General features: G+C 68.2%; 18 protein-coding genes. 12 read left to right on the top strand and 6 right to left on the bottom strand.

The window, feature by feature from the left end; genetic code table 11:
- Nucleotides 1–109: 109 nt before the first annotated feature.
- The gene (locus B7R24_RS06985; protein WP_116418244.1) at nt 110–1,150 is read right to left on the bottom strand and encodes an arsenic resistance protein; all 1,041 of its coding nucleotides are present in this window, start codon (nt 1,148–1,150) and stop codon (nt 110–112) included.
- A gap of 116 nt (nt 1,151–1,266) precedes the next feature.
- Between B7R24_RS06985 and B7R24_RS06980 the strand changes: the two genes are divergently transcribed.
- Both B7R24_RS06980 and cls read left to right on the top strand, forming a co-directional pair.
- Nucleotides 1,267–1,692 carry a YchJ family protein gene (locus B7R24_RS06980; protein WP_116418243.1) on the top strand — a complete coding sequence of 142 codons (426 nt, stop codon included), beginning with the start codon at nt 1,267–1,269 and terminating at the stop codon, nt 1,690–1,692.
- A 33-nt stretch (nt 1,693–1,725) separates the two neighbouring features.
- Complete coding sequence (cls, locus tag B7R24_RS06975; protein WP_116418242.1) at nt 1,726–3,198, top strand: cardiolipin synthase; 1,473 nt, start codon at nt 1,726–1,728, stop codon at nt 3,196–3,198.
- Nucleotides 3,199–3,208: 10 nt separating this feature from the next.
- On the opposite strand, the gene glgX is transcribed toward cls, so the two are convergent.
- Nucleotides 3,209–5,257 carry a glycogen debranching protein GlgX gene (glgX, locus tag B7R24_RS06970; protein ID WP_116418241.1) on the bottom strand — a complete coding sequence of 683 codons (2,049 nt, stop codon included), beginning with the start codon at nt 5,255–5,257 and terminating at the stop codon, nt 3,209–3,211.
- A 263-nt stretch (nt 5,258–5,520) separates the two neighbouring features.
- On the opposite strand from glgX, the gene B7R24_RS06965 reads away from it, so the two are divergent.
- From B7R24_RS06965 to B7R24_RS06945, 5 genes are all read left to right on the top strand, one after another.
- A complete protein-coding gene (locus B7R24_RS06965) occupies nt 5,521–6,672 on the top strand; it encodes an acyl-CoA dehydrogenase family protein (protein WP_116418240.1) in 1,152 nt (383 codons plus the stop codon).
- Complete coding sequence (locus tag B7R24_RS18295) at nt 6,666–8,201, top strand: bifunctional PIG-L family deacetylase/class I SAM-dependent methyltransferase (protein ID WP_116418239.1); 1,536 nt, start codon at nt 6,666–6,668, stop codon at nt 8,199–8,201. The genes B7R24_RS06965 and B7R24_RS18295 overlap by 7 nt, the downstream gene beginning before the upstream one ends.
- On the top strand, nt 8,198–8,965 hold the full coding sequence (locus B7R24_RS06955) for a glycosyltransferase (RefSeq protein WP_172582737.1): 768 nt from the start codon (nt 8,198–8,200) through the stop codon (nt 8,963–8,965). Before B7R24_RS18295 ends, B7R24_RS06955 begins: the two co-directional genes overlap by 4 nt.
- Nucleotides 8,966–9,092: 127 nt before the next feature.
- Nucleotides 9,093–10,874, top strand: coding sequence for a glycoside hydrolase family 15 protein (locus B7R24_RS06950; protein WP_253259342.1), 1,782 nt, complete (start codon nt 9,093–9,095; stop codon nt 10,872–10,874).
- A 152-nt stretch (nt 10,875–11,026) separates the two neighbouring features.
- The gene (locus B7R24_RS06945) at nt 11,027–11,572 is read left to right on the top strand and encodes a Dps family protein (protein ID WP_116418237.1); all 546 of its coding nucleotides are present in this window, start codon (nt 11,027–11,029) and stop codon (nt 11,570–11,572) included.
- A 55-nt stretch (nt 11,573–11,627) separates the two neighbouring features.
- Here the strand turns inward: B7R24_RS06945 and dhaM are convergent, their stop codons facing one another.
- From dhaM to trpD, 4 genes are all read right to left on the bottom strand, one after another.
- Nucleotides 11,628–12,356, bottom strand: a complete 729-nt coding sequence (dhaM, locus tag B7R24_RS18290) for a dihydroxyacetone kinase phosphoryl donor subunit DhaM (RefSeq protein WP_301182466.1) — start codon at nt 12,354–12,356, stop codon at nt 11,628–11,630.
- Nucleotide 12,357: 1 nt separating this feature from the next.
- The gene (dhaL, locus tag B7R24_RS17760; RefSeq protein ID WP_116418235.1) at nt 12,358–13,050 is read right to left on the bottom strand and encodes a dihydroxyacetone kinase subunit DhaL; all 693 of its coding nucleotides are present in this window, start codon (nt 13,048–13,050) and stop codon (nt 12,358–12,360) included.
- Nucleotides 13,051–13,057: 7 nt separating this feature from the next.
- The gene (gene dhaK, locus B7R24_RS06930) at nt 13,058–14,059 is read right to left on the bottom strand and encodes a dihydroxyacetone kinase subunit DhaK (RefSeq protein WP_116418234.1); all 1,002 of its coding nucleotides are present in this window, start codon (nt 14,057–14,059) and stop codon (nt 13,058–13,060) included.
- A 125-nt stretch (nt 14,060–14,184) separates the two neighbouring features.
- Entirely contained in the window at nt 14,185–15,237 is a 1,053-nt protein-coding gene (gene trpD / locus B7R24_RS06925; RefSeq protein WP_116418233.1) for an anthranilate phosphoribosyltransferase, read from the bottom strand.
- Between the two features lie 117 nt (nt 15,238–15,354).
- Between trpD and ctaE the strand changes: the two genes are divergently transcribed.
- The 5 genes from ctaE (at nt 15,355) to B7R24_RS06900 (ending at nt 21,527) form a co-directional block, all read left to right on the top strand.
- On the top strand, nt 15,355–15,993 hold the full coding sequence (gene ctaE / locus B7R24_RS06920) for an aa3-type cytochrome oxidase subunit III (protein WP_116418232.1): 639 nt from the start codon (nt 15,355–15,357) through the stop codon (nt 15,991–15,993).
- A gap of 77 nt (nt 15,994–16,070) precedes the next feature.
- A complete protein-coding gene (gene qcrC, locus B7R24_RS06915) occupies nt 16,071–16,862 on the top strand; it encodes a cytochrome bc1 complex diheme cytochrome c subunit (protein ID WP_116418231.1) in 792 nt (263 codons plus the stop codon).
- Nucleotides 16,863–16,914: 52 nt separating this feature from the next.
- Nucleotides 16,915–18,027, top strand: coding sequence for a cytochrome bc1 complex Rieske iron-sulfur subunit (qcrA, locus tag B7R24_RS06910; protein ID WP_116418230.1), 1,113 nt, complete (start codon nt 16,915–16,917; stop codon nt 18,025–18,027).
- Complete coding sequence (gene qcrB, locus B7R24_RS06905; protein WP_116418229.1) at nt 18,024–19,688, top strand: cytochrome bc1 complex cytochrome b subunit; 1,665 nt, start codon at nt 18,024–18,026, stop codon at nt 19,686–19,688. Before qcrA ends, qcrB begins: the two co-directional genes overlap by 4 nt.
- Before the next feature lie 183 nt (nt 19,689–19,871).
- A complete protein-coding gene (locus tag B7R24_RS06900) occupies nt 19,872–21,527 on the top strand; it encodes a hypothetical protein (protein ID WP_147303990.1) in 1,656 nt (551 codons plus the stop codon).
- The last annotated feature ends 2 nt before the right edge of the window (nt 21,528–21,529 follow it).

Below are 21,529 nucleotides of genomic sequence, written 5' to 3'. Positions count from 1 at the left end.
TTCGCGCCGGGGTCGCGCAGTGTCGCGTCGCGCCACGCCACGTCACGTCACGTCACGTCGTTAGCCGCACAAGGATTCCAGATCCTGCATACCCGCGGTACTCCAGCACTCAACGTCCTCTCGGTGGCGGGGCGGGTGGGGCCGGGGTCGGAAGCAGGCGTGGAACCATCGCGACCAGCACCACCATCGCGAGGAGTTCCACGAGCGTCTGCGTCACGACGGCCAGTGGCGCGAGCGGGAGTGTGGGCGCCACAGACAGAGCGAGCGGCAACACGACGAGCGAGTTCCGCGTGGTCGCGCTGAAGACGGCGGCGCGGCCCGCGGCTGTATCGAGCCGGGCGACCCGCGCACCACCCACCGCCACCAGCGGCATCACCACCGCGAAGGCGACATAGATCGGCACCAGCCTGCCGAGGGTTCCGAGTTCAGAGCCCACGCCCGCAACCTGCGATGCCACCGCCACCGCCAGCGTCGCCATCATGAGCGGCACCATCGCCGCCCCGATCCCCCGTGAGATCGCGCGCCCGACCCTGCCCGCAGGCATCCCCCGCGACGGAACCTCTCCCGCGGGCGGCGTCTGCGCTGCGAGCCCCTGCACCACCGCGGCGAGCGCGAGCGGCAGAACGATCAGCAGCGCGAAAGCCCCGAGCAACGGTGTCGGGTCGAGAGAGACGATATCGGCGTCGCCCGCGAAGAGCGAGACGTACACCGGAAGCAGCACGAGCTGAGCCACCATGAGCAGTGGGGTCGCCGCGAGCAGGCGCTCCTTCGCCCCGCCCGCCAGAGCGGTGAAGACGATCACGTAGTCCACGCAGGGCGCCAGCAGCACGAGCAGCGCCCCCACGAGCAGCGCCCCGTCGTCGGCCACGAACCTCGTCAGAGCGAAGACGATCGCGGGCACCACCACGAAATTGAGCACCATCACGGTCGCGAGGAACCGGGGGTCCCGCAACGCCTCGGGCAGCCGGATGACCGGCACCCCCAGGAACGTCGCGAACAGCAGCGCCCCCAGCACCGGCGTGATCGCGACCTCGAACCCGCCCGCCGCCTCCGGAACGACCAGCCCCACGACCGCGCCCACGCCCAGCGCAGCGAGGTACAGCGCCACCTGGTGCCGCTCGAGCCACTGCACCGCACCGCCCCGAGTCATGCCTCGACCCTAGCCGCGCGAAACCGCGCCCCGACCGCCCCGAGCCGCGGCTCGACCCCCGTCGCGCGACACCGCGCCTGCCGTGCCGCGCCGCGGCGCCGCGGCATGATGGAGGGGTGACCGACGCCATCCGGGGCTCCGACCGCTGCCCGTGCCTCAGTGGCAACACCTACGCTGAGTGCTGCCACCCGTTCCACCGGGGCGAGAAGGCCGCTCCGACGGCCGAACGGTTGATGCGGTCGAGGTACTCGGCCTTCGCCGTGGCCGACGCGGCCTACCTGCTCGCGTCGTGGCATCCGTCGACCAGGCCTCGGGCCGGCGACTTCGACCTCGACCCGGCACAGCGCTGGTACCGCCTCGACATTCTCGCGCGCTCGGGGGGCGGGATGCTCGACAGCACCGGCACGGTCGAGTTCGTGGCACGCTACCGGCTCGGCGCCGAGCGGGGAGTCGTGCACGAGACGAGCACTTTCGCGAAGCAGGGCGGCCGCTGGTTCTACGTCGAAGCGGCCCTCCCGCGCGACTTCGTGGGCTCTGGATAGAATCGCTGCACACGCGGGGTGAAGGGGAATGCAATGTCCGACGAGCAGATCGCCCTTCTCCTCGTCGGCATCGGGCTGCTGGTCGACCTCGCGGTGCGCATCATCGCCATCATCGTGGTGCCGCGCAACCGTCGGCCGTCGGCGGCCATGGCGTGGTTGCTGGCGATCTTCCTGATCCCCTATGTCGGTGTGATCGTGTTCCTGCTCATCGGCAGCTACAAACTGCCCAAGAAGCGGCGTGACAAGCAGGCCGCCATCAACAGGTTCATCATCGAGACCACCCACGGCATCGAGCTCGTGGCCGACGACCGGCCGTGGCCGGCCTGGCTACGGTCGGTCGTGCACCTGAACCGCGAGCTGGGTGCGATGCCGCTGGTCGGCGGCAACTCGGCCAGCCTCATCGGTGACTACGCCGCATCCATCGCTGCCATGACCGAGGCGGTGGAGGGGGCAACGACGTTCGTGCACTGCGAGTTCTACCTCATCGCGCTCGATGACGTCACGGCCGGCTTCTTCGATGCGCTCGAGGCCGCGGTGCAGCGCGGAGTCGTGGTGCGCGTTCTCGTCGACCACATCACGGCCATCCGCAGCGCGACCCACCGGGCGACGTTCGAACGACTCGATTCGATGGGCGCCAAGTGGCAGTTCATGCTGCCGGTACAGCCCTTCAAGGGCAAATGGCAGCGGCCGGATCTGCGCAACCACCGCAAGCTGCTGGTCGTCGACGGCACCGTCGGGTTCATGGGCTCACAGAACATGGTGAGTCGCGACTACAACAAGAAGAGCAACATCCGCCGGGGGTTGAAGTGGCAGGACCTCATGACGCGGGTCGAGGGCCCGATCGTGAGCGGAATCAACGCGATCTTCATCACGGACTGGTACAGCGAGACCGACGAACTGCTCTCGCGAGAGACGATCGAGATCACCGACGAGATCGTGAACTCGGCGCCCGATGCCCTGGACTGCCAGATCGTGCCGAGCGGCCCCGGGTTCGAGGGGCAGAACAACCTGCGACTCTTTCTGGCGCTGATGTACTACGCGCAAAAGAAGGTGATCATCACGTCACCGTACTTCGTGCCCGACGACTCGATGCTCTTCGCGATCACGACGGCAGCCCAGCGCGGAATCGACGTGCAGCTCTTCGTGTCGGAGATCGGCGACCAGGGCGGGGTCTTTCACGCGCAGCGCTCCTACTATGAGGCGCTGCTGCGCGCCGGGGTGCACATCTGGCTCTACCGCAAGCCGTACATCCTGCACGCGAAGCACTTCACGATCGATGAAGACGTGGCGGTGATCGGGTCGAGCAACATGGACATCCGGTCGTTCAATCTCGACCTGGAGATCTCGATGATGGTGCGCGGTGCGCCGTTCGTGACCGAGATGCGCGCGATCGAAGACGGCTACCGTGCACTCAGCCGCGAGCTGACCCTCGCCGAGTGGCTGAAGCAGCCACTCGGCTCCACCATCCTCGACAACCTGGCACGCCTGACCTCCGCCCTTCAGTAGGGCCCCGTTTTCAGGCGCGGGAGCGCAGGAGGGTGAAGGAGCAGTCGCGAACGATCAGCGTCGAGACGGGGGCCGCCACGTGCTGGTCGGGGTCGCTCGACACGGCGAGTTCCCACTCGGCGTTGGGCGCATCCGGAACCTGGAACTCGACGCCGTTCTCGGCCGCATTCAACAGCAGCGCGAACGCATCCGTGCCCTCGTTCTCGAGCAGGAAGACGATCGAACGCGCGTCGGGGTTCTCCCAGTCTTCGTCGCTGAACTCCTCGGCGTCGCTGCGCTCGACCACCACGGTGTTCTCGTCGCCCGTCGACGGCGCCGATCGGAACCAGGCCGGGTGCAATGCGGGGTTCTCGCGGCGCAGCGTGATGAGCGAGGTCGTGAAGGCCAGCAGCTCCCTGTCGGCGTTGGCCCAGTCGAACCACGAGATCTCGTTGTCCTGGCAGTAGGCGTTGTTGTTGCCGCCCTGGGTGCGACACATCTCGTCGCCGCCCAGGAGCATCGGTACACCGGCCGACAGCAGCAGGGTCGCGAGAAAGTTGCGACGCAGGCGACCGCGCCGCTCATTCACTGCCTCGTTGTCGGTCGAACCCTCGGCGCCACCGTTCGACGACTTGTTGTCGCTCTCGCCGTCGTTGTTGTCTTCGCCGTTGGCCGAGTTGTGCTTGTTGTTGTAGGCGGTGAGGTCGGCGAGCGTGAACCCGTCGTGTGCCGTCACGAAGTTGATGCTCGACAGCGGCGAGCGCCGGTCGCTCTCGTACACATCCGGGCTGCCCAGCACACGCTGCGAGAGGGTTCCCAGGATGCCGTCACTCCCGTGCCAGAAGTCGCGCACGTCGTCGCGGAACTTACCGTTCCACTCCGACCAGTCGGCCGGGAAGCCGCCGACCTGGTACCCGGCGGTGTCCCACGGCTCGGCGATCATCTTGACCGCGGCGAGCACCGGATCCTGCTGGATAAGCGTGAGGAACGCGCTGTGCAGCTCGGCGTCGCCGCCCTGCCGGGTGAGCGTGGTGGCGAGGTCGAAGCGGAACCCGTCGACGTGCATCTCGGTCACCCAGTAGCGCAGCGAGTCCATGATCAGGCCGAGGGCGGTGGGGTGCCCGACATTCAGGCTGTTGCCCGTACCGGTCGTGTCGAAGTAGTTGGCGCGGTCATCCTCGACCAGCCGGTAGTAGGCGCCGTTGTCGATGCCCTTGAACGACAGCGTCGGGCCCATGTGGTTGCCCTCGGCGGTGTGGTTGTACACCACGTCGAGGATGACCTCGAGACCGGCCGCGTGCAGGTTCTTGACCATCTGCTTGAACTCGGCGACCTGGCCGCCACCGTCGCCGACCGACGAGTACTCGCCGTGGGGTGCGAAGAAGCCGATGCTGTTGTAGCCCCAGTAGTTTCGCAGGTCTCTCTCCAGCAGGTGACTGTCCTGCACGAACTGGTGAACGGGCATCAGCTCGACTGCCGTGATGCCCAGATCGGTGAAGTGCTTGATGGCGGCAGGATGACCGAGACCCGCGTAGGTTCCCCGGATGCCCTCGGGCACGTCGGGGTGCAGCTTCGTGAAACCCTTCACGTGGGTCTCGTAGATCACCGTCTCGCTGAGGAGGGTGCGGGGGGCGACATCGGGGCCGCCCTCATTCCAGTCGAATGCGGGGTCGGTGATCACACAGCGCGGCGTCGAGGCGGCCGAGTCGCTCTGATCCATCGTCTCGGGCTCGTTCATGTCGTGCCCGAAGACCGTCTGGCCCCAGGTGTAGTCGCCCTCGATCGCGGTCGCGTGCGGGTCGAGCAGCAGCTTGTGGTGATTGTGGCGGATGCCCTCGGCCGGGTTCCACGGGCCGTCGACCCGAACGCCGTAACGGGTTCCGACGCCGACACCGGGCACGAAGCCGTGGAAGACGTGGCCCGTGCGCTCGGTCAGGCGTGTTGCCGTCTCGGCCCCCGACTCGTCGAAGCTGCAGAAGTCGACGGAGTCGGCCGTCTCCGAGTAGATCGCGAACGAGATCCCGTCGTCGAGCAGGGTGACACCGAGCGGGTAGGGCAGGGGGCGAGAAGAAGTCGACATGCCCCAATTCTCGCGGATACGACAGGGGCGCCACGCGCGGCGCATCGGGGGTTGACTCCCGGTGCTCGGGCATGCGTACGGGCCACTGGGGGAAAACGGCCGCGGGCGCAAGGGGTACCTGGCGTGTGGTGAGCGGAGGACGCTCACACCGTACGGTGTGAGCTGGGCTGTGTATTCTCTGTACGCGCCGGTACTCGTCTGCCGCGCCTGCGCCGCCCCTGACCTACCGTTCCGCCCCCGACCCGACGAGAGGAGCTCGAACCGTGACCTCATCTCCCCTTGCCATCTCGCTCGCTCCCGGGCTCGTTGCGGCACCGGCCGGGTGGGCACAGCAGGCCGCTTCGTGGGTGCTGCAGTGGTCGGAGAGTGCGACCGACCCACGTGGGGGTTCGGCTCCGGATGCCCGTGGGCCCGCCGACGCTCACGCAGAACGGGTGGGCGCGGCACTGCGCTTCGCGAGCGAACTGGGTGCCGGGCACCCGTTCCCCGGCGTCGGCCGCACCGCGGAGCTCTTCGAGGCCCTCGCGACCGTCGCCGCCGCCGACCTCGGCGCCGCCCGGGCGATCGAACCGCACCTCGACGCGCTCGCGATACTCGACCAGGCCGGGCTCGGTGACGGATTCCCGGCCTCCGACTCCTGGGGCGTCTTCGCGGCAGAGGGCGGGCCCGCCCCGCTCGTGGCGACCTACTCCAGCGGTGACGCCACCTGGTCGCTCAGCGGCACCAAGCTCTGGTGCTCCCTCGCCGACCGCCTCGACCGCGCCCTGGTCTCGGCGGCGGTCGCGGCCGACGACACCACTGTCGGCGCCGAACGCCGCCGGCTCTTCTCTGTCGACCTGCGGCAGCCGGGCGTCAGCGTGGAGCCCGGCGCCTGGCACGCCCGGGGCCTCGCCGAGGTGCCGAGCGGGCCCGTGCGCTTCGACACCGTCGAGTGCGAACCCGTGGGCGAGCCCGGCTGGTACCTGAAGCGACCCGGTTTCGCCTGGGGCGGTATCGGCGTGGCCGCCTGCTGGTTCGGCGGAGCAGTGGGCGTCGCCCGCACCGTCTTCGCACGCGGAGCAGCGAGCGCAGTCGCCCCCGATCCACTCCTCCTGATGCACCTCGGTACGATCGACGAACGCCTCGGCGATGCGCGGCGGGCGCTCGCGGAGGCCGCCGCTCTCATCGATGCCGGGCAGGCCGTGGGCGAACCCGGCCGCCTGCTCGCAGAGCGCGTGCGCTCGAGCGTGGCCCGGGCATCCGAAGACGTGCTCAGCCACACCGCCCACGCGCTGGGGCCGGCCCCCCTCGCCCTCGATGCCGCGCATGCCAAGCGCGTCGCCGACCTCGAGCTCTACGTGCGCCAGCACCACGCCGAGAAGGACTCCCTGTCGCTCGGCCGCCAGCTCATCGAGAGCGGGCCTCGGCCGTGGTGACCTTCGACTCGCGCGACCCCGGTACGACCTCGGGCGAATGGATGCTCGACCCCCGTCTCGCCGCCCTGCCGGTGTTCGCGCTCGACGGCGTCGAACGAATGTTCGTCGTCGCCGCCCATCCCGACGACGAGACGCTCGGGGCGGGCGCCCTCATCGCCACTGCCGGAGCGCAGGGAATCCCCACCGCCGTGGTGATCGTCACAGACGGCTCCGCCTCCCATCCCTCCTCTCCCACCACGCCCCAGGCGACGCTCGCGGCCACCCGCGCGGCGGAGGCCACGGCAGCCGTACGCCTGCTGAACCCCGCGGCGACGCTCACCTTTCTCGGGCTGCCCGACGGCCGCATCGACAACGGCCGTGGCGCGCTGCGATCCGCCCTCGCAGAAGTACTCGCGCCCGTCGCCGCCTCTCCCGCCCGCACCCCGAGCGGCGGCCGCACCCTGCTCGTCTGCCCGTGGCGCGGCGACGAGCATCCCGACCACCGCATCGTGGGCGAGCTGTGCGCCGAGCTCGCCGCCGGCAGCGGCGGAATGGCCGCCGCCGATGCCACCGCGGAAGCAACAGCCGCCGCCCCCGACACCCCCCGCATCGAGCTCGTGGAGTACCCGATCTGGCTCTGGCACTGGTCGTCCCCGGCCGACCCGGCGACACCGTGGACCAGCTTCGCCGCCCTGTATCCCACCCCCGAAGCCCTTGCGGCCAAGCGCCGCGCCCTGGCCGCCCACCGCTCGCAGGTCGAACCGCTCTCGCCGGCCGCCGGCGACGAGGCGCTGTTGAACCCCACCTTCCTGCAGCACTTCGACCGCGCCCAGGAGGTCTACATCGTGAACACCCCACAGCCCGCACCGGGCGCCGCCGGCCCCGGAACCACCGCCTCACTCACCACCCCGCAGCTCCCCGGCACGTACTTCGACGCCACCTACCGAGCGAACGACGACCCCTGGGGCTTCACCACCCGTTGGTACGAGGAGCGAAAGCGTGCGCTCACGACGGCCAGCCTGCCCCGGCAGCACTTCGCCCGCACACTCGAGATCGGCTGCTCCATCGGCGTTCTCACCGAGCAGCTCGCCCCGCGCACCGATGCCCTGCTCGCCCTCGACATCGCGCCGGCAGCCATCGATCGCGCCCGCGCCCGCCTCGCTGCACCGCCCTCCGGCACAGCGCAGCACGCCAGTGCAACGCCACACGTCACCCTCCGCGTCGCCGATGTCGCCACCGACTTCCCCGAGGGCACCTTCGACCTGGTCCTCCTCTCCGAGGTCGGCTACTACTTCGACGCCGGCACCCTCGACCGCGTGCTCGGGAGCATCGCAACCGCCCTCACCGATGACGGGGTGTTCGTCGCCTGCCACTGGCGGCATCCCGTCGCCGACTACCTCCAGACCGGCGACGGTGTGCACAGGCTCATCGCCGAGGCAGCCGCCCGCGCCGGTTGGACGCTGATCGCCCACCACCTCGAAGACGACTTCGTGCTCGACGTGTATGCACCGGATGGCCGATCCGTCGCCGCTCGAACGGGGCTCGTGTGACGACCGAGCAGACCCTGCCCTCCCGCGGCCGCCGCCGGTCATCCGGAGCCGTCGACAGCATCGCCATCGTCATTCCGGCGCGCAACGAGGAGGAGCTCATCGGCCGCTGCCTCGGCTCCATCGACGCAGCTGTCGCCCGGGCCCGGGCCACGCTCACCGACGACGCGCCCCACATCGTGACCGTCGTCGTGGTCGACAGCAGTCACGACGGGACCGAGGCGATCGCCGCCGGCTTCACGGGCGTCTCCGTGCTGACGATCGACGCGCAGAACGTCGGCGAGGCCCGGCGCGCAGGCATCGATCTCGCCCTGACGACCGTCTGCATGCTCGGCCATCGCGACACCTCCCGCGTCTGGATCGCGAACACCGATGCCGACTCCGCCGTCCCCGAGCACTGGTTGCTCACCCAGCTCGACCTCGCAGAGCAGGGCGCCGACGTCATGGTCGGAACCGTGCGCCCCGACTTCGCCGACCTCACACCGGCGCAGACCGCAGCGTGGCTCGCCCTCAACCCGGCCGGTGAGCCCGGCGGGCACATCCACGGCGCCAACCTCGGGTTGCGCGCGAACCTCTACCAGCGCGTCGGGCGTTTCGCAGCCCTCACCGAGCACGAAGACGTCGATCTCCTCGCTCGACTCGAAGCCCAGGATGCCCGTATCGTCTCCACGACGACAGCCGAGGTGCTGACGTCGGGGCGTCAGGCCGGCCGCACGCCCGGTGGATTCGCGGGTTACCTGCGCACTGAGCTCATCCCGCCGAGCTGAACGGCCAGGCTGGCCGCCGCCCAGCAGATCCGTCGTACCGTAGAGGGTGACCAGAGTGACCAAGAAACACGCCGACCCCGCCCAGGCCCAGCGAACGGATCGGGCCACCCCGCCCGCCACCGGCACGGTGCCGATCCGGGAGGGCGGGTACACCGACCTCCGCTCCTACGGCGCCATCGGCGACGGGCGAACGATCGCCCTCATCGCCCTCGACGGCAGCATCGACTGGATGCCCCTCCCCGATCTGAACGGAACCCCCGTCTTCGCACGCCTGCTCGACGAGGCAGAGGGCGGCGCCCTCGAACTCACCCCGACGCAGCCGTTCACGGCCTCACGGCGGTACGTGCCCGGCACGAACGTGCTCGAGACCACCTTCACCACCGACACCGGCGTGGCCGTGCTGACCGATGCGCTGGTCACCGGGTTCGCCGGCCGGTTGCCGTGGGCAGAACTCGCGCGCCGTGTCGTCGGTGTGAAGGGCTCCGTGCGCTTCCGCTGGCGGGTCGCGCCCGGCACCTGCCTCCAGACCGCGTCGCCGTGGATCCAGAAGACCACCCACGGCCCCGTCATCCGTGTCGACTCCGTGACGATCGCGGTGCGCGGCATCGACCACGGCCCCCGCGGCGGCGGCGACAGGGCCCTCGCGGGCCGGTTCACCACGAGCGCGAAGTCGCACCATGTGCTCGCTGTGGCCGGCACGTCCAACGAGCCCCTGCACATCCCGCAGCCCGAGCTCACCGACAGCGGCATCGAGCGCACGGTCTCGAACTGGCAGGCCTGGGCCGAGGAGTTCAGCTACGACGGCCCGTGGAAGGAGGCGGTACAGCGAAGCGCCCTCGCCCTCAAGCTGCTCATCTACAGCCCCACCGGCGCGATCGCCGCCGCAGCGACCACCTCGCTGCCCGAGAATTCGCGGGGCGGAAAGAACTGGGACTACCGGTTCGCCTGGATCCGCGACCTCGCGTACACGGTGCACGCGCTGATTCGGTTCGGGCTGCGCGAAGAGACGCACGCGTCGGTCTCCTGGCTGCTGAAGACCATCCGCGAGAACGGCCCCGAGCTGCACGTCTTCTACAAGCTCGACGGCACGCTACCCGGCGAGGTCGAGAAGCACGACTCCCCCGGCTGGCGTGGGGCGACCCCCGTCGTGACGGGCAACCCTGCCAGCGGGCAGTTGCAGCTCGGTGTCTTCGGCGACCTCTTCGACGTGATGCGGCTCTACGTCGTCGCCGGCAACGTGCTCGATTCCGAGACGGGCCGGATGCTCGCCGGTGTCGCCGATCGCGCCTGCGACGACTGGCGCCGCCCCGACGCCGGCATCTGGGAACTGGAGGAGACGCGTCACTACACCTCCTCGAAGATGGGCTGCTGGCAGGCCCTGGATGCGGCCGTCACCCTCGCCGAGCTCGGCCAGATCCCGGGCGATCCGTCGCGCTGGCGGTCGGAGCGTGCGCTCATCGCGGAGTGGGTGCGCGAGCACTGCTGGTCTGACGAGCGGAAGGCCTACGTCATGTACCCGGGAAGCGACGAACTCGACGCCTCCGTGCTGCTGCACGCTCCGAGCGGCTTCGATCGCGGAGAGCGCATGTCGTCGACCATCGACGCCATCCAGCAGGAGCTCTCCCGCGGCCCCCTCGTCTACCGCTATTCGGGCGCCGAGGCCGAGGAGGCGACCTTCGTGGCCTGCGCCTTCTGGCTCGCCTCTGCCCTGGTGTGCATCGGGCGCACCAAGGAGTCGATCGCGCTGATGGACCAGCTCATCGGCCTGTCGAACGACGTCGGGCTCTACTCCGAGATGATCGACGCCGACGACATGTCGTTCCTCGGCAACCTGCCGCAGGGCCTCAGCCACCTGGCCCTCATCAACGCCGCCATCACGATCGAGGAGCTCACGGCGCCGAAGAAGTGAACGCGCGGCGGCGAAGTGAGCGTGCGGCGCCGAAGTGACCGTGTCGCGATTGTCAACCACCCCGCACCTGCGGGCAGGTTGCCAGCGACGGGGCGTACCGTGGAAACAGTGGCGAGAAATCACCACCCTCGCAGACCAGAAAGGTACAACCCATGGCAACGACAACCATCGCCCGCGACGTGCACGTTCCCGTCGACGGAGGCGCGAAGAGCACACGGCGCCAGAACGCCGAGCGCGGTTTCAAGGCCCCCAAGGAGCTCACCGACTCGCTCCAGCAGGTGCTCGTCGACCTGATCGAGCTGCACGTGCAGGGCAAGCAGGCGCACTGGAACGTCGTCGGCAAGAACTTCCGCGACCTCCACCTGCAACTCGACGAGATCATCGACGCGGCCCGTGAATTCAGCGACCAGGTCGCCGAGCGCATGCGTGCGCTGCACGCTGTTCCGGATGGTCGTTCCGACACGGTCGCGGCAACCACGACGCTGCCCGAGTACCCCAACGGCGAGATCGACACCGCGGAGACCGTCGACCTGATCACGGTTCGCCTCGAGGCGACCGTCGGCTGCATGCGCGAGGTCCACGACGCGGTCGACGAGGCCGACCCGACGAGCGCCGACATCCTCCACGCCATCATCGCGGCCCTCGAGCAGTACGCATGGATGGTTTCGGCCGAGAACCGCAAGGCGACCGCCAAGTAGAACCGAGTGAGGGCTGGGCGCCGGCGAATGGCGCCCAGCCTGGGATCGGTTCGGGCTACTCCTCGCCGAAACCCGATCCGATCAGTGCGGCGAGGGCGTCGAGGGCGTCCTTGCCGCTCTCATCGCGTGCGGTCAGGGTAGCGGTGGCCCCGCGCACCAGGCCCAGCGACATGATGCCCAACAGGCTCTTCGAGTCCTTGCCGTTGATCGTCACCTTCGCGTCGAAGGTGTTCGCGAGTTTGACGAATTCGGCGGCGGGCCGGGCGTGAAGTCCGTCTCGGTTGACGACCTCGACGCTCCGGGTCAGCTCGCCGTCGGGCGCCGGCTGAGACGTCTGGCCCGCCCCGTCTTCGGCGCCGCCAGCGGAACCCTGGGCATCCTCTGCCGCCGCACCGCGAGCCGACTCGGCCGCCGCGACGACCTCGTTGAGCGACCCGCCGGTCTCTGCCGTCACCGAGGCTGCGACCGCGCCCTCCACGAGCGGGGCATCGACGATACGGATGCGCGCCCGCAGCTCATCGTCGAGGAAGTCGAGCGCTGTCTCCGCTGTGAGGATGGCCGAGCCGAGGTCACAGAGCACGACCACGCCCTCACCGGAATCCACCTCGCCGATCGCCGCCGTCACCTTCTCGAAGCTGGTGCCGATACCGCCCTCGTCGGTGCCTCCCGCAGCGGCCATCGCTGTCTGCGGGGCCATCTGTGCCGCGAGCTCCACCAGGCCGGTCGCGATCTTCTCGCTGTGCGAGACGAAGACGAGGCCGACCCTGCCGTCGACGGCGATCACGCTACGCAGCTCCGGGGGAACCGGCCGCGGCGTCGGCGGCGGCATCGCCAGCGGCGCCCGAACCGGCCGCAGCATCGGCGGCGGCCCGCAGGATGAGCGCCGACGACTGCGAACCCGGATCGCGGTGCCCGATGGCCCGCTCCCCCAGGTAGCTTGCCCGGCCCTTTCGGGCCACCAGCGGTTCCGTCGACTCGGCGCCCTTCTCGGCAGCTGCAGCAGCGGCCTCGAGGATGGCCGTCTCGCTCTGCCCGTCGGCCAGGGCCGCCGCCGCGGCATCCACCGCCGGCGTCCACGCGTCGATCATCGTCTTGTCGCCCACTTCGGCCTTGCCGCGCAGAACCACCCCGTCGCGCGCGGCCGTCAGCAGCGCGACGATCGCCGCGCCATCCAGCTGCTCGGCCTTGCCGACCGCCTGCGCGGCCTTGAGGTAGGCCGTACCGACCAGCGGACCGGACGCCCCGCCGACGGTCGAGATGAGCGTGGTGGCCACGAGCTTCAGGGCATCACCGGGTAGCGCATCGGCGGGGAGGTCGTCGAGCTTGTGGATGACGGCACTGAAACCCCGGTCGAGGTTCTCGCCGTGGTCGCCGTCACCGATCTCGCGGTCGAGCGTGATCAGCTCGACCCGGTGCTCGGCGATGACCGCGGCCGTCAGCCGGATCCAGCCGGTGACCCATGTGATGCCCAGGCTCATGCGTGTTCTACCTTCCCCAGCGGAGGGCGGCGGTCTGCACGGGTGCATCCCACAGCTCGGTCAGTTCGTCGTCGAGCTTCAGCACCGTGATCGAGGCACCCTGCATCTCGAGCGAGGTGACGAAGTTGCCCACCAGCGAGCGGGTCACCTCGATACCCCTCTCCTTCAGCACCTCGGCCGCGCGACGGAACACGATGTACAGCTCGACCTGGGGCGTTCCGCCCATACCGTTGACGAACAGCAGCACCCTGTCGCCCGAGGCGAAGGGCAAGTCTTCGAGAATGGGGCCGAGCAGGCGGTCGACGATCGCGTCGGCGGGCTCCAGTTTGATGCGCTCGCGCCCGGGCTCGCCGTGGATTCCGATTCCGATCTCGATCTCATCGTCAGCGAGCACGAAACTCGGCTCGCCCGCGTGCGGAACGACGCACGGCGTCAGGGCCACGCCCATCGATCGCATCTGGTCGTTGACCTTCTGCGCGATGCCGGCGACCGTGTCGAGATCGTCGGACCGGTCGGCCGCGGCACCGGCGATCTTCTCCACCAGCACGGTCCCCGCGACGCCGCGGCGGCCGGCGGTGTAGAGGGAGTCCTTCACAGCGACATCGTCGTTGATGATCACCGTGCGCACCTCGATGTCTTCGGCCGAGGCGAGATCGGCGGCCGTCTCGAAGTTCAGAACGTCTCCGGTGTAGTTCTTCACGATGTGCAGCACGCCCGCACCGCCGTCGACGGCCTTGGTCGCGGCGAGAATGGGGTCGGGGGTGGGCGAGGTGAAGACCGGCCCGGGAACGGCCGCATCGAGCATCCCGAACCCGACGAAGCCACCGTGCAGCGGCTCGTGGCCGCTGCCGCCGCCGCTGACCAGGGCGACCTTGCCCTGAACGGGTGCGCCCTTTCGCACGATGTAGATCGGGTCGTAGAACACATCGACGAGATCGCCGCGAGCGGCTTCGATGCCGCGGGCCGCCTCGTCGACGACGTTCTTCGGATCATTGATGAGTTTCTTCATTGAACTTCCTTACTCGCGGAGAAAAGGGGTGGAGAGAACCGGATGATCGGGCCCCTGCCTGCACTCGGGAACCAACCTACGCCCAACCACCGACCCTTGCCCATGGCTCGGATCGGGTTTTGCGTTCACCGGTTGGTGGCGGCCACCCAGCGCTCGAGCTGGCGGGCCGCCGACCCGGAGTCGATGGACGAGGCGGCGGTCGCCATCTTCTCGCTGAAGCGCTCGACGATGCTCCTCTGCACCTGGGAGGGATCGCGCGCAAGATCGAACGCGGCCAGCCCCGCAGCAGCATTCAGCAGAACGATGTCGCGCACCGGGCCCTGCTCCCCGTCGAGCACCCGCCGCACGGTCTCGGCGTTCGCCTGCGGGTCGCCGCCCCTGAGCTGCTCGATCGAGGCCCGGCGGATGCCGAGGTCCCGGGGCTCCAGGTCGTGTTCGGTCACCGCGCCCCGCGAGACCTCCCAGATGTGGCTGTGCCCCGTGGTGGTCAGCTCATCGAGCCCGTCGTCGCCCCGAAGAACCAGAGCAGTGGCGCCGCGGGTCTGAAAGACGCCGACGATGAGCGGCACCCGGTCGAGCTGGGCCACCCCCACCGCGGAGGCCTCCGGCCGCGCGGGGTTGCAGAGCGGCCCGAGATAGTTGAATACCGTCGGGATGCCGAGTTCGCTGCGCACCGCGCCGGCGTGCCGGAAGCCGGGGTGGAACTTGGCCGCGAAAGCGAACGTGATTCCGGCCTCCTGCAGCACGCGGGCCACCGCCGGACCGTCGAGGTCGAGGTTCAGTCCCAGCGCCAGGAGCACGTCAGACGACCCCGCGAGCGAACTCGCCGCTCTGTTGCCGTGCTTGACCACCGGCACGCCGGCTCCGGATGCCACGATCGAGGCCATTGTCGAGACGTTCACCGTGCCGAACCGGTCTCCTCCCGTACCCACGATGTCGAGGGCGAAGGGGTCGACCTCCAGCTCGAGGGCGTGGTCGAGGATGGCGTCGCGAAAGCCTACGATCTCGTCGACCGTCTCGCCCTTGGCGCGGAGAGCTACGAGAAAACCGGCGAGCTGGGCCGGTGACGCCTGGCCCTCCATGACCTCGTTCATCGCCCAGGTCGCTTCCGCCACCGACAGGTCCTTCGACTCGAGAAGGGCCGAGATCAGGTGCGACCAGGTGAGTTCAGACGACATACCAGCGATCCTAAACGGTGCCCGATCTGCGGGAGAGCGGCCGGTTATTCTACGTCGCGTAAAAAAGTCTCCACTAGGGGGTGCAAATGAGAAAACCCTGAAGAGAAATCGGACATAATGGAGAACGTGACTAGCAGCTCGATGACCCAAACATCCACGGCACCCCTGGTGCAGCGGCCCAATGTCGTGGCCGTCGGCACGATCGTGTGGCTCGGCAGCGAGGTCATGTTCTTCGCAGGCCTCTTCGCCATCTACTTCACACTGAGGTCGACGAGCCCCGAGCTCTGGAACACCGAGAGTTCCATCCTCAACGTGCCCTTCGCCACCGTGAACACCCTCATCCTGGTGTCGAGTTCGTTCACCTGCCAGTTCGGTGTCTTCGCGGCCGAACGACTGCAGTCGCGCGCCACCGGCTGGAAGCCGACGCAGTGGGGCATGGTCGAGTGGTTCTTCCTCACCTACGTGCTCGGCGCCCTGTTCGTCTCCGGCCAGGTCTGGGAGTACTCGAACCTCGTCGAAGAGGGTGTCACCCTGAACTCCTCCTCGTACGGCTCGGCGTTCTACCTCACCACCGGATTCCACGCTCTACATGTCACCGCTGGGCTGTTCACGTTCCTCCTGATGATCGGGCGAGCCTTCGGGGTCAAGAACTTCGGGCACCGTGAGGCCACCAGCGCGATCGTCGTGTCGTACTACTGGCACTTCGTCGACGTGGTGTGGATCGGCCTCTTCCTCGTCATCTACATCCTGAAATGATTTCGTTTCGCTCCTCAACCACCGCATCATCTCGGCTGCACCAGGCCGACCGCACCACCCGACAGAGAGTTGAGAGAATGGCCCGCACCTCCAGGAAAGCGAACAGACGGCACCCTCTGGCGACCGTCGTTCTGATCGCGATCGGGCTGGCCTTCACGGGCGGCGGCTATGCACTGTTCTCCAGCACGGCCACCGCCGACTCGAACGTCGCGGCTTCGCAGGCCACCGTCGAAGAGGGGAGCAAGCTCTTCGCCGCCAACTGCGCCACGTGCCACGGCATGAACCTCGAGGGGTCTGCTGCCGGCCCGAACCTGCTCGGCGTGGGTGCGGCATCCGTCGACTTCCAGGTCGGCACCGGGCGTATGCCGCTCGCCATGCAAGGCCCGCAGGCCATGCAGAAGCCCCCGCAGTTCACCGAGGAGCAGACGGCGGCCCTCGCTGCCTACGTCGCCTCGCTGTCGCCCGGGCCCGCGGTCCCCACCGACTCGCAGATCGCCGACACCGGCGACGCCACGAACGGCGGTGAGCTGTTCCGTATCAACTGCGCGATGTGCCACAACGTCGCGGGTGCCGGCGGGGCGCTCACCGAGGGAAAGTTCGCGCCCGAGCTCACGGGTGTCGACTCCAAGTACGTCTACGAGGCCATGCTGAGCGGCCCGCAGAACATGCCGGTCTTCAACGACCACAACATCACCCCGGAAGACAAGCGCGACATCATCACCTACCTGAAGTACCTGCAGAACAACCCCTCCCCGGGCGGGTTCGAACTGGGTAACCTCGGGCCTGTCGCAGAGGGTCTGTTTATCTGGATCTTCGGCATCGGCGCGGTCGTCGCACTGACGGTCTGGCTCACGGCGAAGTCCAACTGATCCAGCGTCCCGCGCACCGGCACACACACTCTTCAGGTTCGAAAGGAACACCATGGCACACGACGAGACGAGCGGCACAGACGTGGCCGCGACTTCGTCAGGCGCAGGCGGCGTGAGCAACACGTCGGGCAGGGCCGTCGAGCCCTCGGCCGCAGTCTCCTCTGCATCAGGCGGCCTCGCCGTCATGACGACCGACGGTCTCTCCGACCCCGGCATCCCGCCGCACCGCAAGCGCATCACCGACCTCGACCCGAAGAAGGCTAAGGGCGCACAGCGGGCGGTCTACACACTCTTCTACCTCTCCATCGCGGGCTCCATCTTCGCGATCGCCGCCTACATGGCGTTCCCGATCAACAGCGACGACCCGGGTTCGGTACGACTCAACACGGTGTTCCTGGGCCTCGGCATAACGCTTGCCCTGATGGGCATTGGAATCGGCGCGGTGCACTGGGCCAAGACGCTCATGCACGACGAAGAGGGCGTCGACATCCGTCACCCCGTGCGGAGCTCGGACGAGACGCGTGCGCGTGCCGTCGAGATCTTCCACGAGGGCAACGTGGAGTCGGGCTTCGGCCGCCGCTCGCTGATCCGCAACAGCCTGATCGGCGCTCTCGTCGCCTTCCCGCTGCCCGCGGTCATCCTGTTCCGCGGGCTCGGCCCCGAGGGCGAGAGCCCGTCGGAGTTGCTCTCCCACACGATGTGGAAGGCCGGCGACCGACTCACCCTCGACCCCTCGGGCCTTCCCGTCAAAGCTTCCGATGTCACCATCGGATCGGCCTTCCACATCATTCCGGAAGGCCTCAACGACGCCCCCGACCGCCTCGAGCAGAAGGCCAAAGCGGCCGTGCTGCTCATGCGCGTCAACCCGTCTGACCTCAACGTCAGCGCCGGCCGTGAAGACTGGAACTACGACGGCATCGTCGCATACTCCAAGATCTGCACGCACGTCGGATGCCCGGTGGCTCTGTTCGAACAGCAGACACACCACCTCCTCTGCCCCTGCCACCAGTCCACGTTCGACGTGAACAACGAGTGCGAGGTCATCTTCGGCCCGGCCAAACGGCCCCTGCCCCAGCTGCCCATCACAGTCGACGGCGAGGGCTACCTTGTGGCTCGCAGCGATTTTCTCGAGCCCGTCGGCCCTAGCTTCTGGGAGCGGTCATGACAATCGAAAAGTCCAAGGTCGACGGGCTCGTGCCCGGCACCACAGATCACCTGGTCGACGGCGCTCCGCCGAAGATCTCGAATGCCCCGTCGGCGCGCTTCACGTCGGCGGCCGCGAACTACATCGACGAACGCACCAGCATCTCCGCCGTGGTCAAGGAGTTCGGTCGCAAGATCTTCCCCGATCACTGGTCGTTCATGCTCGGTGAGGTGGCCCTCTACAGCTTCGTGGTCATCATCCTGACCGGAACGTTCCTGACGTTCTTCTTCCAGGCATCGATGGCGCCGACCGTGTACGACGGCAGCTTCGTGCCCCTGAAGGGCGTCGAGATGTCGTCGGCCATGTCGTCGACGCTGAACATCTCGTTCGAGATCCGCGGCGGGCTCCTGGTTCGCCAGATCCACCACTGGGCGGCGCTGCTCTTCATCGCCTCTATCGGCCTGCACATGCTCCGCATCTACTTCACGGGTGCGTTCCGCAAGCCGCGCGAGCTCAACTGGGTCATCGGCTTCGTGCTGTTCATCCTGGCGCTCGGCGAGGGCTTCACCGGCTACTCGCTCCCCGACGACCTGCTCTCGGGCAACGGCCTCCGGATCATCGACGGAATGGTGAAGGGCTTCCCCTTCGTCGGAACGTGGATCTCCTACCTCCTGTTCGGTGGAGAGTTCCCGGGCGAGCAGATCGTCGGCAGGCTGTACACGCTGCACATCCTGCTGCTGCCGGCCATCATCGTCGCGCTGATCGCGCTGCACCTGGTGTTCGTCGTGGTGCACAAGCACACGCAGTACGCCGGCCCCGGCAAGACCAACGACAACGTGATCGGCTACCCGGTTCTGCCGGTGTACGCGGCCAAGGCCGGTGGATTCTTCTTCATCGTCTTCGGCATCATCGCCCTGATCGCCTCGTTCTTCACGATCAACCCGATCTGGAACTACGGGCCGTACGACCCCTCCCCCGTGTCGGCCGGCACCCAGCCGGACTGGTACATCGGGTTCGCCGACGGCGCCCTGCGGCTCATGCCCCCGGGACTCGAGTTCGTGCTGTGGGATCACACGTACTCCTTCAACATCCTGATTCCGGTGGGCGTGCTCGGCCTGTTCATCCTGACCGTGCTGATCTACCCGTTCATCGAGGGCTGGGTGACTGGAGACAAGCGCGAGCACCACATCCTCGACCGTCCCCGCAACGCTCCGACTCGCACGGCGATCGGCGCAGCCGGTGTCACGTTCTACGCCGCCCTCTGGTCTGCAGCGAGCTCCGACATCCTGGCCACGCACTTCCAGCTGTCGATCGAGTCCGTCATCCACGCCATCCAGGCTCTGGTCATCCTCGGCCCGATCATCGCCTACTTCGTCGCGAAGCGCGTCTGCCTCGCCCTGCAGAAGAAAGACCGCGAGATGGCCCTGCACGGCTTCGAGTCGGGTCGAATCGTTCGCCTTCCGGGCGGCGAGTACATCGAGGTCCACCAGGATGTCGACGAGTACGAGCGCTGGAAGCTGGTCTCGTTCCACGAGTACAAGCCGCTGATGGTTCGCCCGAACGCGAGGGGCAAGATCACCGCCCCGCAGCGTCTCCGAGCCGGCATGTCGAAGTGGTTCTTCGAGGACCGTATCGCTCCCGTCACGCGCGCCGACCTCGAGCACCAGAAGCAGCTCCACTAGGCGTCACCGCTTCATCGCACCACCCAGAAGGCCCCCGTTCTGTCGATCCGGAACGGGGGCCTTCTTTTTTGCTGAACCGGCGTAATGGATCGGTTGCAGCCGCGTCTCTCCAGTGTGCGAGGCACTAGTGCCTCCGCTGAGGACGGGGTAGCTGAGATGGTGTTCCAGAGACGAGTGGTCGTTGTGACCGTGGCGGTAATCCTGTTGGCTGGCGGCCTGGCGCAGCCCGCCAGCGCCGAACCCGTCGACCCGCACGGCGGGGTGGAGCCGGGTACCCATCCGAGCGGAGAGCTGCACGACAACCTGGGGGGTGCGGGTTCGGGGCCCATCGCGCGCGACCCCGCCACGCTGGTCATTCCCGAGGGCGCGCCTCCGGGCGACGAGAAGCTCGGCGTCTATCCCGACACCGAAGACAGGACGCCGGGGGTGTTCCACACCCAGCTGAGCGGGATGACGGCGCGCGAGACCGATGCCTACGCCCATGCGGCCGGCAGGGGTGGGGGCGACGGCTCGACCGGCGGCGACAAGAAGGCGCCGGAGTCGACGAGCGTTCGCAACACCCGAGCCGGCAAGAAGGATGCCGCGAAGCCTGCCGTGATCAACGTCTTCCGGCCCGGAGCCGATGGAGATTCGTTCGACGCCGTCACCGTTCGCGATCCGAAGCAGCTCGAATCGTTGGCACGGATCACGCCCCTGACCTCGATGGGTTCCGACGGCAGCTCCAACACATTCGCCTACGTCTTCACCTTCACCGAGCAGCTGACCTCCTCCCCCGGCGACGTCTCGAAAGCGATCTTCCGACTCACGGGTGGCCTGTTCGACTCGTGTGTGGCGAACGGCAACGCCTACGTGTGCACCTTCGCCACACCCAAGACCATCAGAACGTCGCGATCGCCGCTCACCGCCCCTGTGATCGACCTCTCGTCGCGTCAGGTGCCCGTGTGCTCGGGTGTGGTCACGGATGGCGGGTTCGGCTCCACAACGGTCATCACAGTCGCCGACGTGGACTGCGAGGCGGCACCCGGCAAGGAGCCGGTGCGGCTCGAGGTCAGCACGATCCACTCCGCGCTGTCGCTCGGCATTCCCACCGCGCGAGAGGGTGACGGCAGCATCATTTACAGCGCGACGGCCGAGGCCCAGGGAACGTATGTGTCGGCCGAGGCGTGGGCGGTTTCGGCCGACGGAACGTACTCCCTCCCGTTCTCTGTGGCGGTGCGCAACCGATACACCCCGGCAGCAGCTCCCGGCTCTGGCCGCGCACCGTTCGAGGCGGTACGGGGGGTCGAGACCGTCGTTCCCCGGGCAGCACTGTTCACCGACGACGACGTCGACAGGCACCAGGCGGAGAGCGGCGACCACCTCAGCTCGGTCGTCACCGACCAGGGCGCAATGGGCGGAGCGTGGTTCGACACCGGCGGCGACCTGCACTACCGCTCGATCGATGTGATCCGCGGTGACTACACCGATCACGTGACGGTTCAGACCACCGACTCATTCGGGCTGCAGTCCCCCGAGGTTCGGGTGAGCATCCACATCGCCGACATCGTGCCGGGCTGCGCGACCGCCGGCACCACCACCGACGCGAACTCCCCCGTGCGCGTCCGGCTCGACTGCTGGATCACTCCGCTCGCAGGCTGGCGCCAGATCGACGGGTTGCACTACCGCATCACCGAGCAGCCCGAGTACGGCACGGTGAGTGACCTCGACCCGGTCGCGGGTGTGGCGACCTATACGCCCGACCCCGGGCATCCGGGGCCCGTCGTGATCGGGTTCGAGGCCGAGAACAACGGCGCCACCCGAGCAGCCCCCTATGCGGTGAACGTGCTTCCCGCGCCGTGACG

This window comes from Subtercola boreus (genome assembly GCF_003399645.1).
In the GTDB taxonomy this organism is placed as follows: domain Bacteria; phylum Actinomycetota; class Actinomycetes; order Actinomycetales; family Microbacteriaceae; genus Subtercola; species Subtercola boreus_A.
Note: the sequence above shows the minus strand (reverse complement) of the source record. Positions and strands in the feature narration are given on the sequence as shown.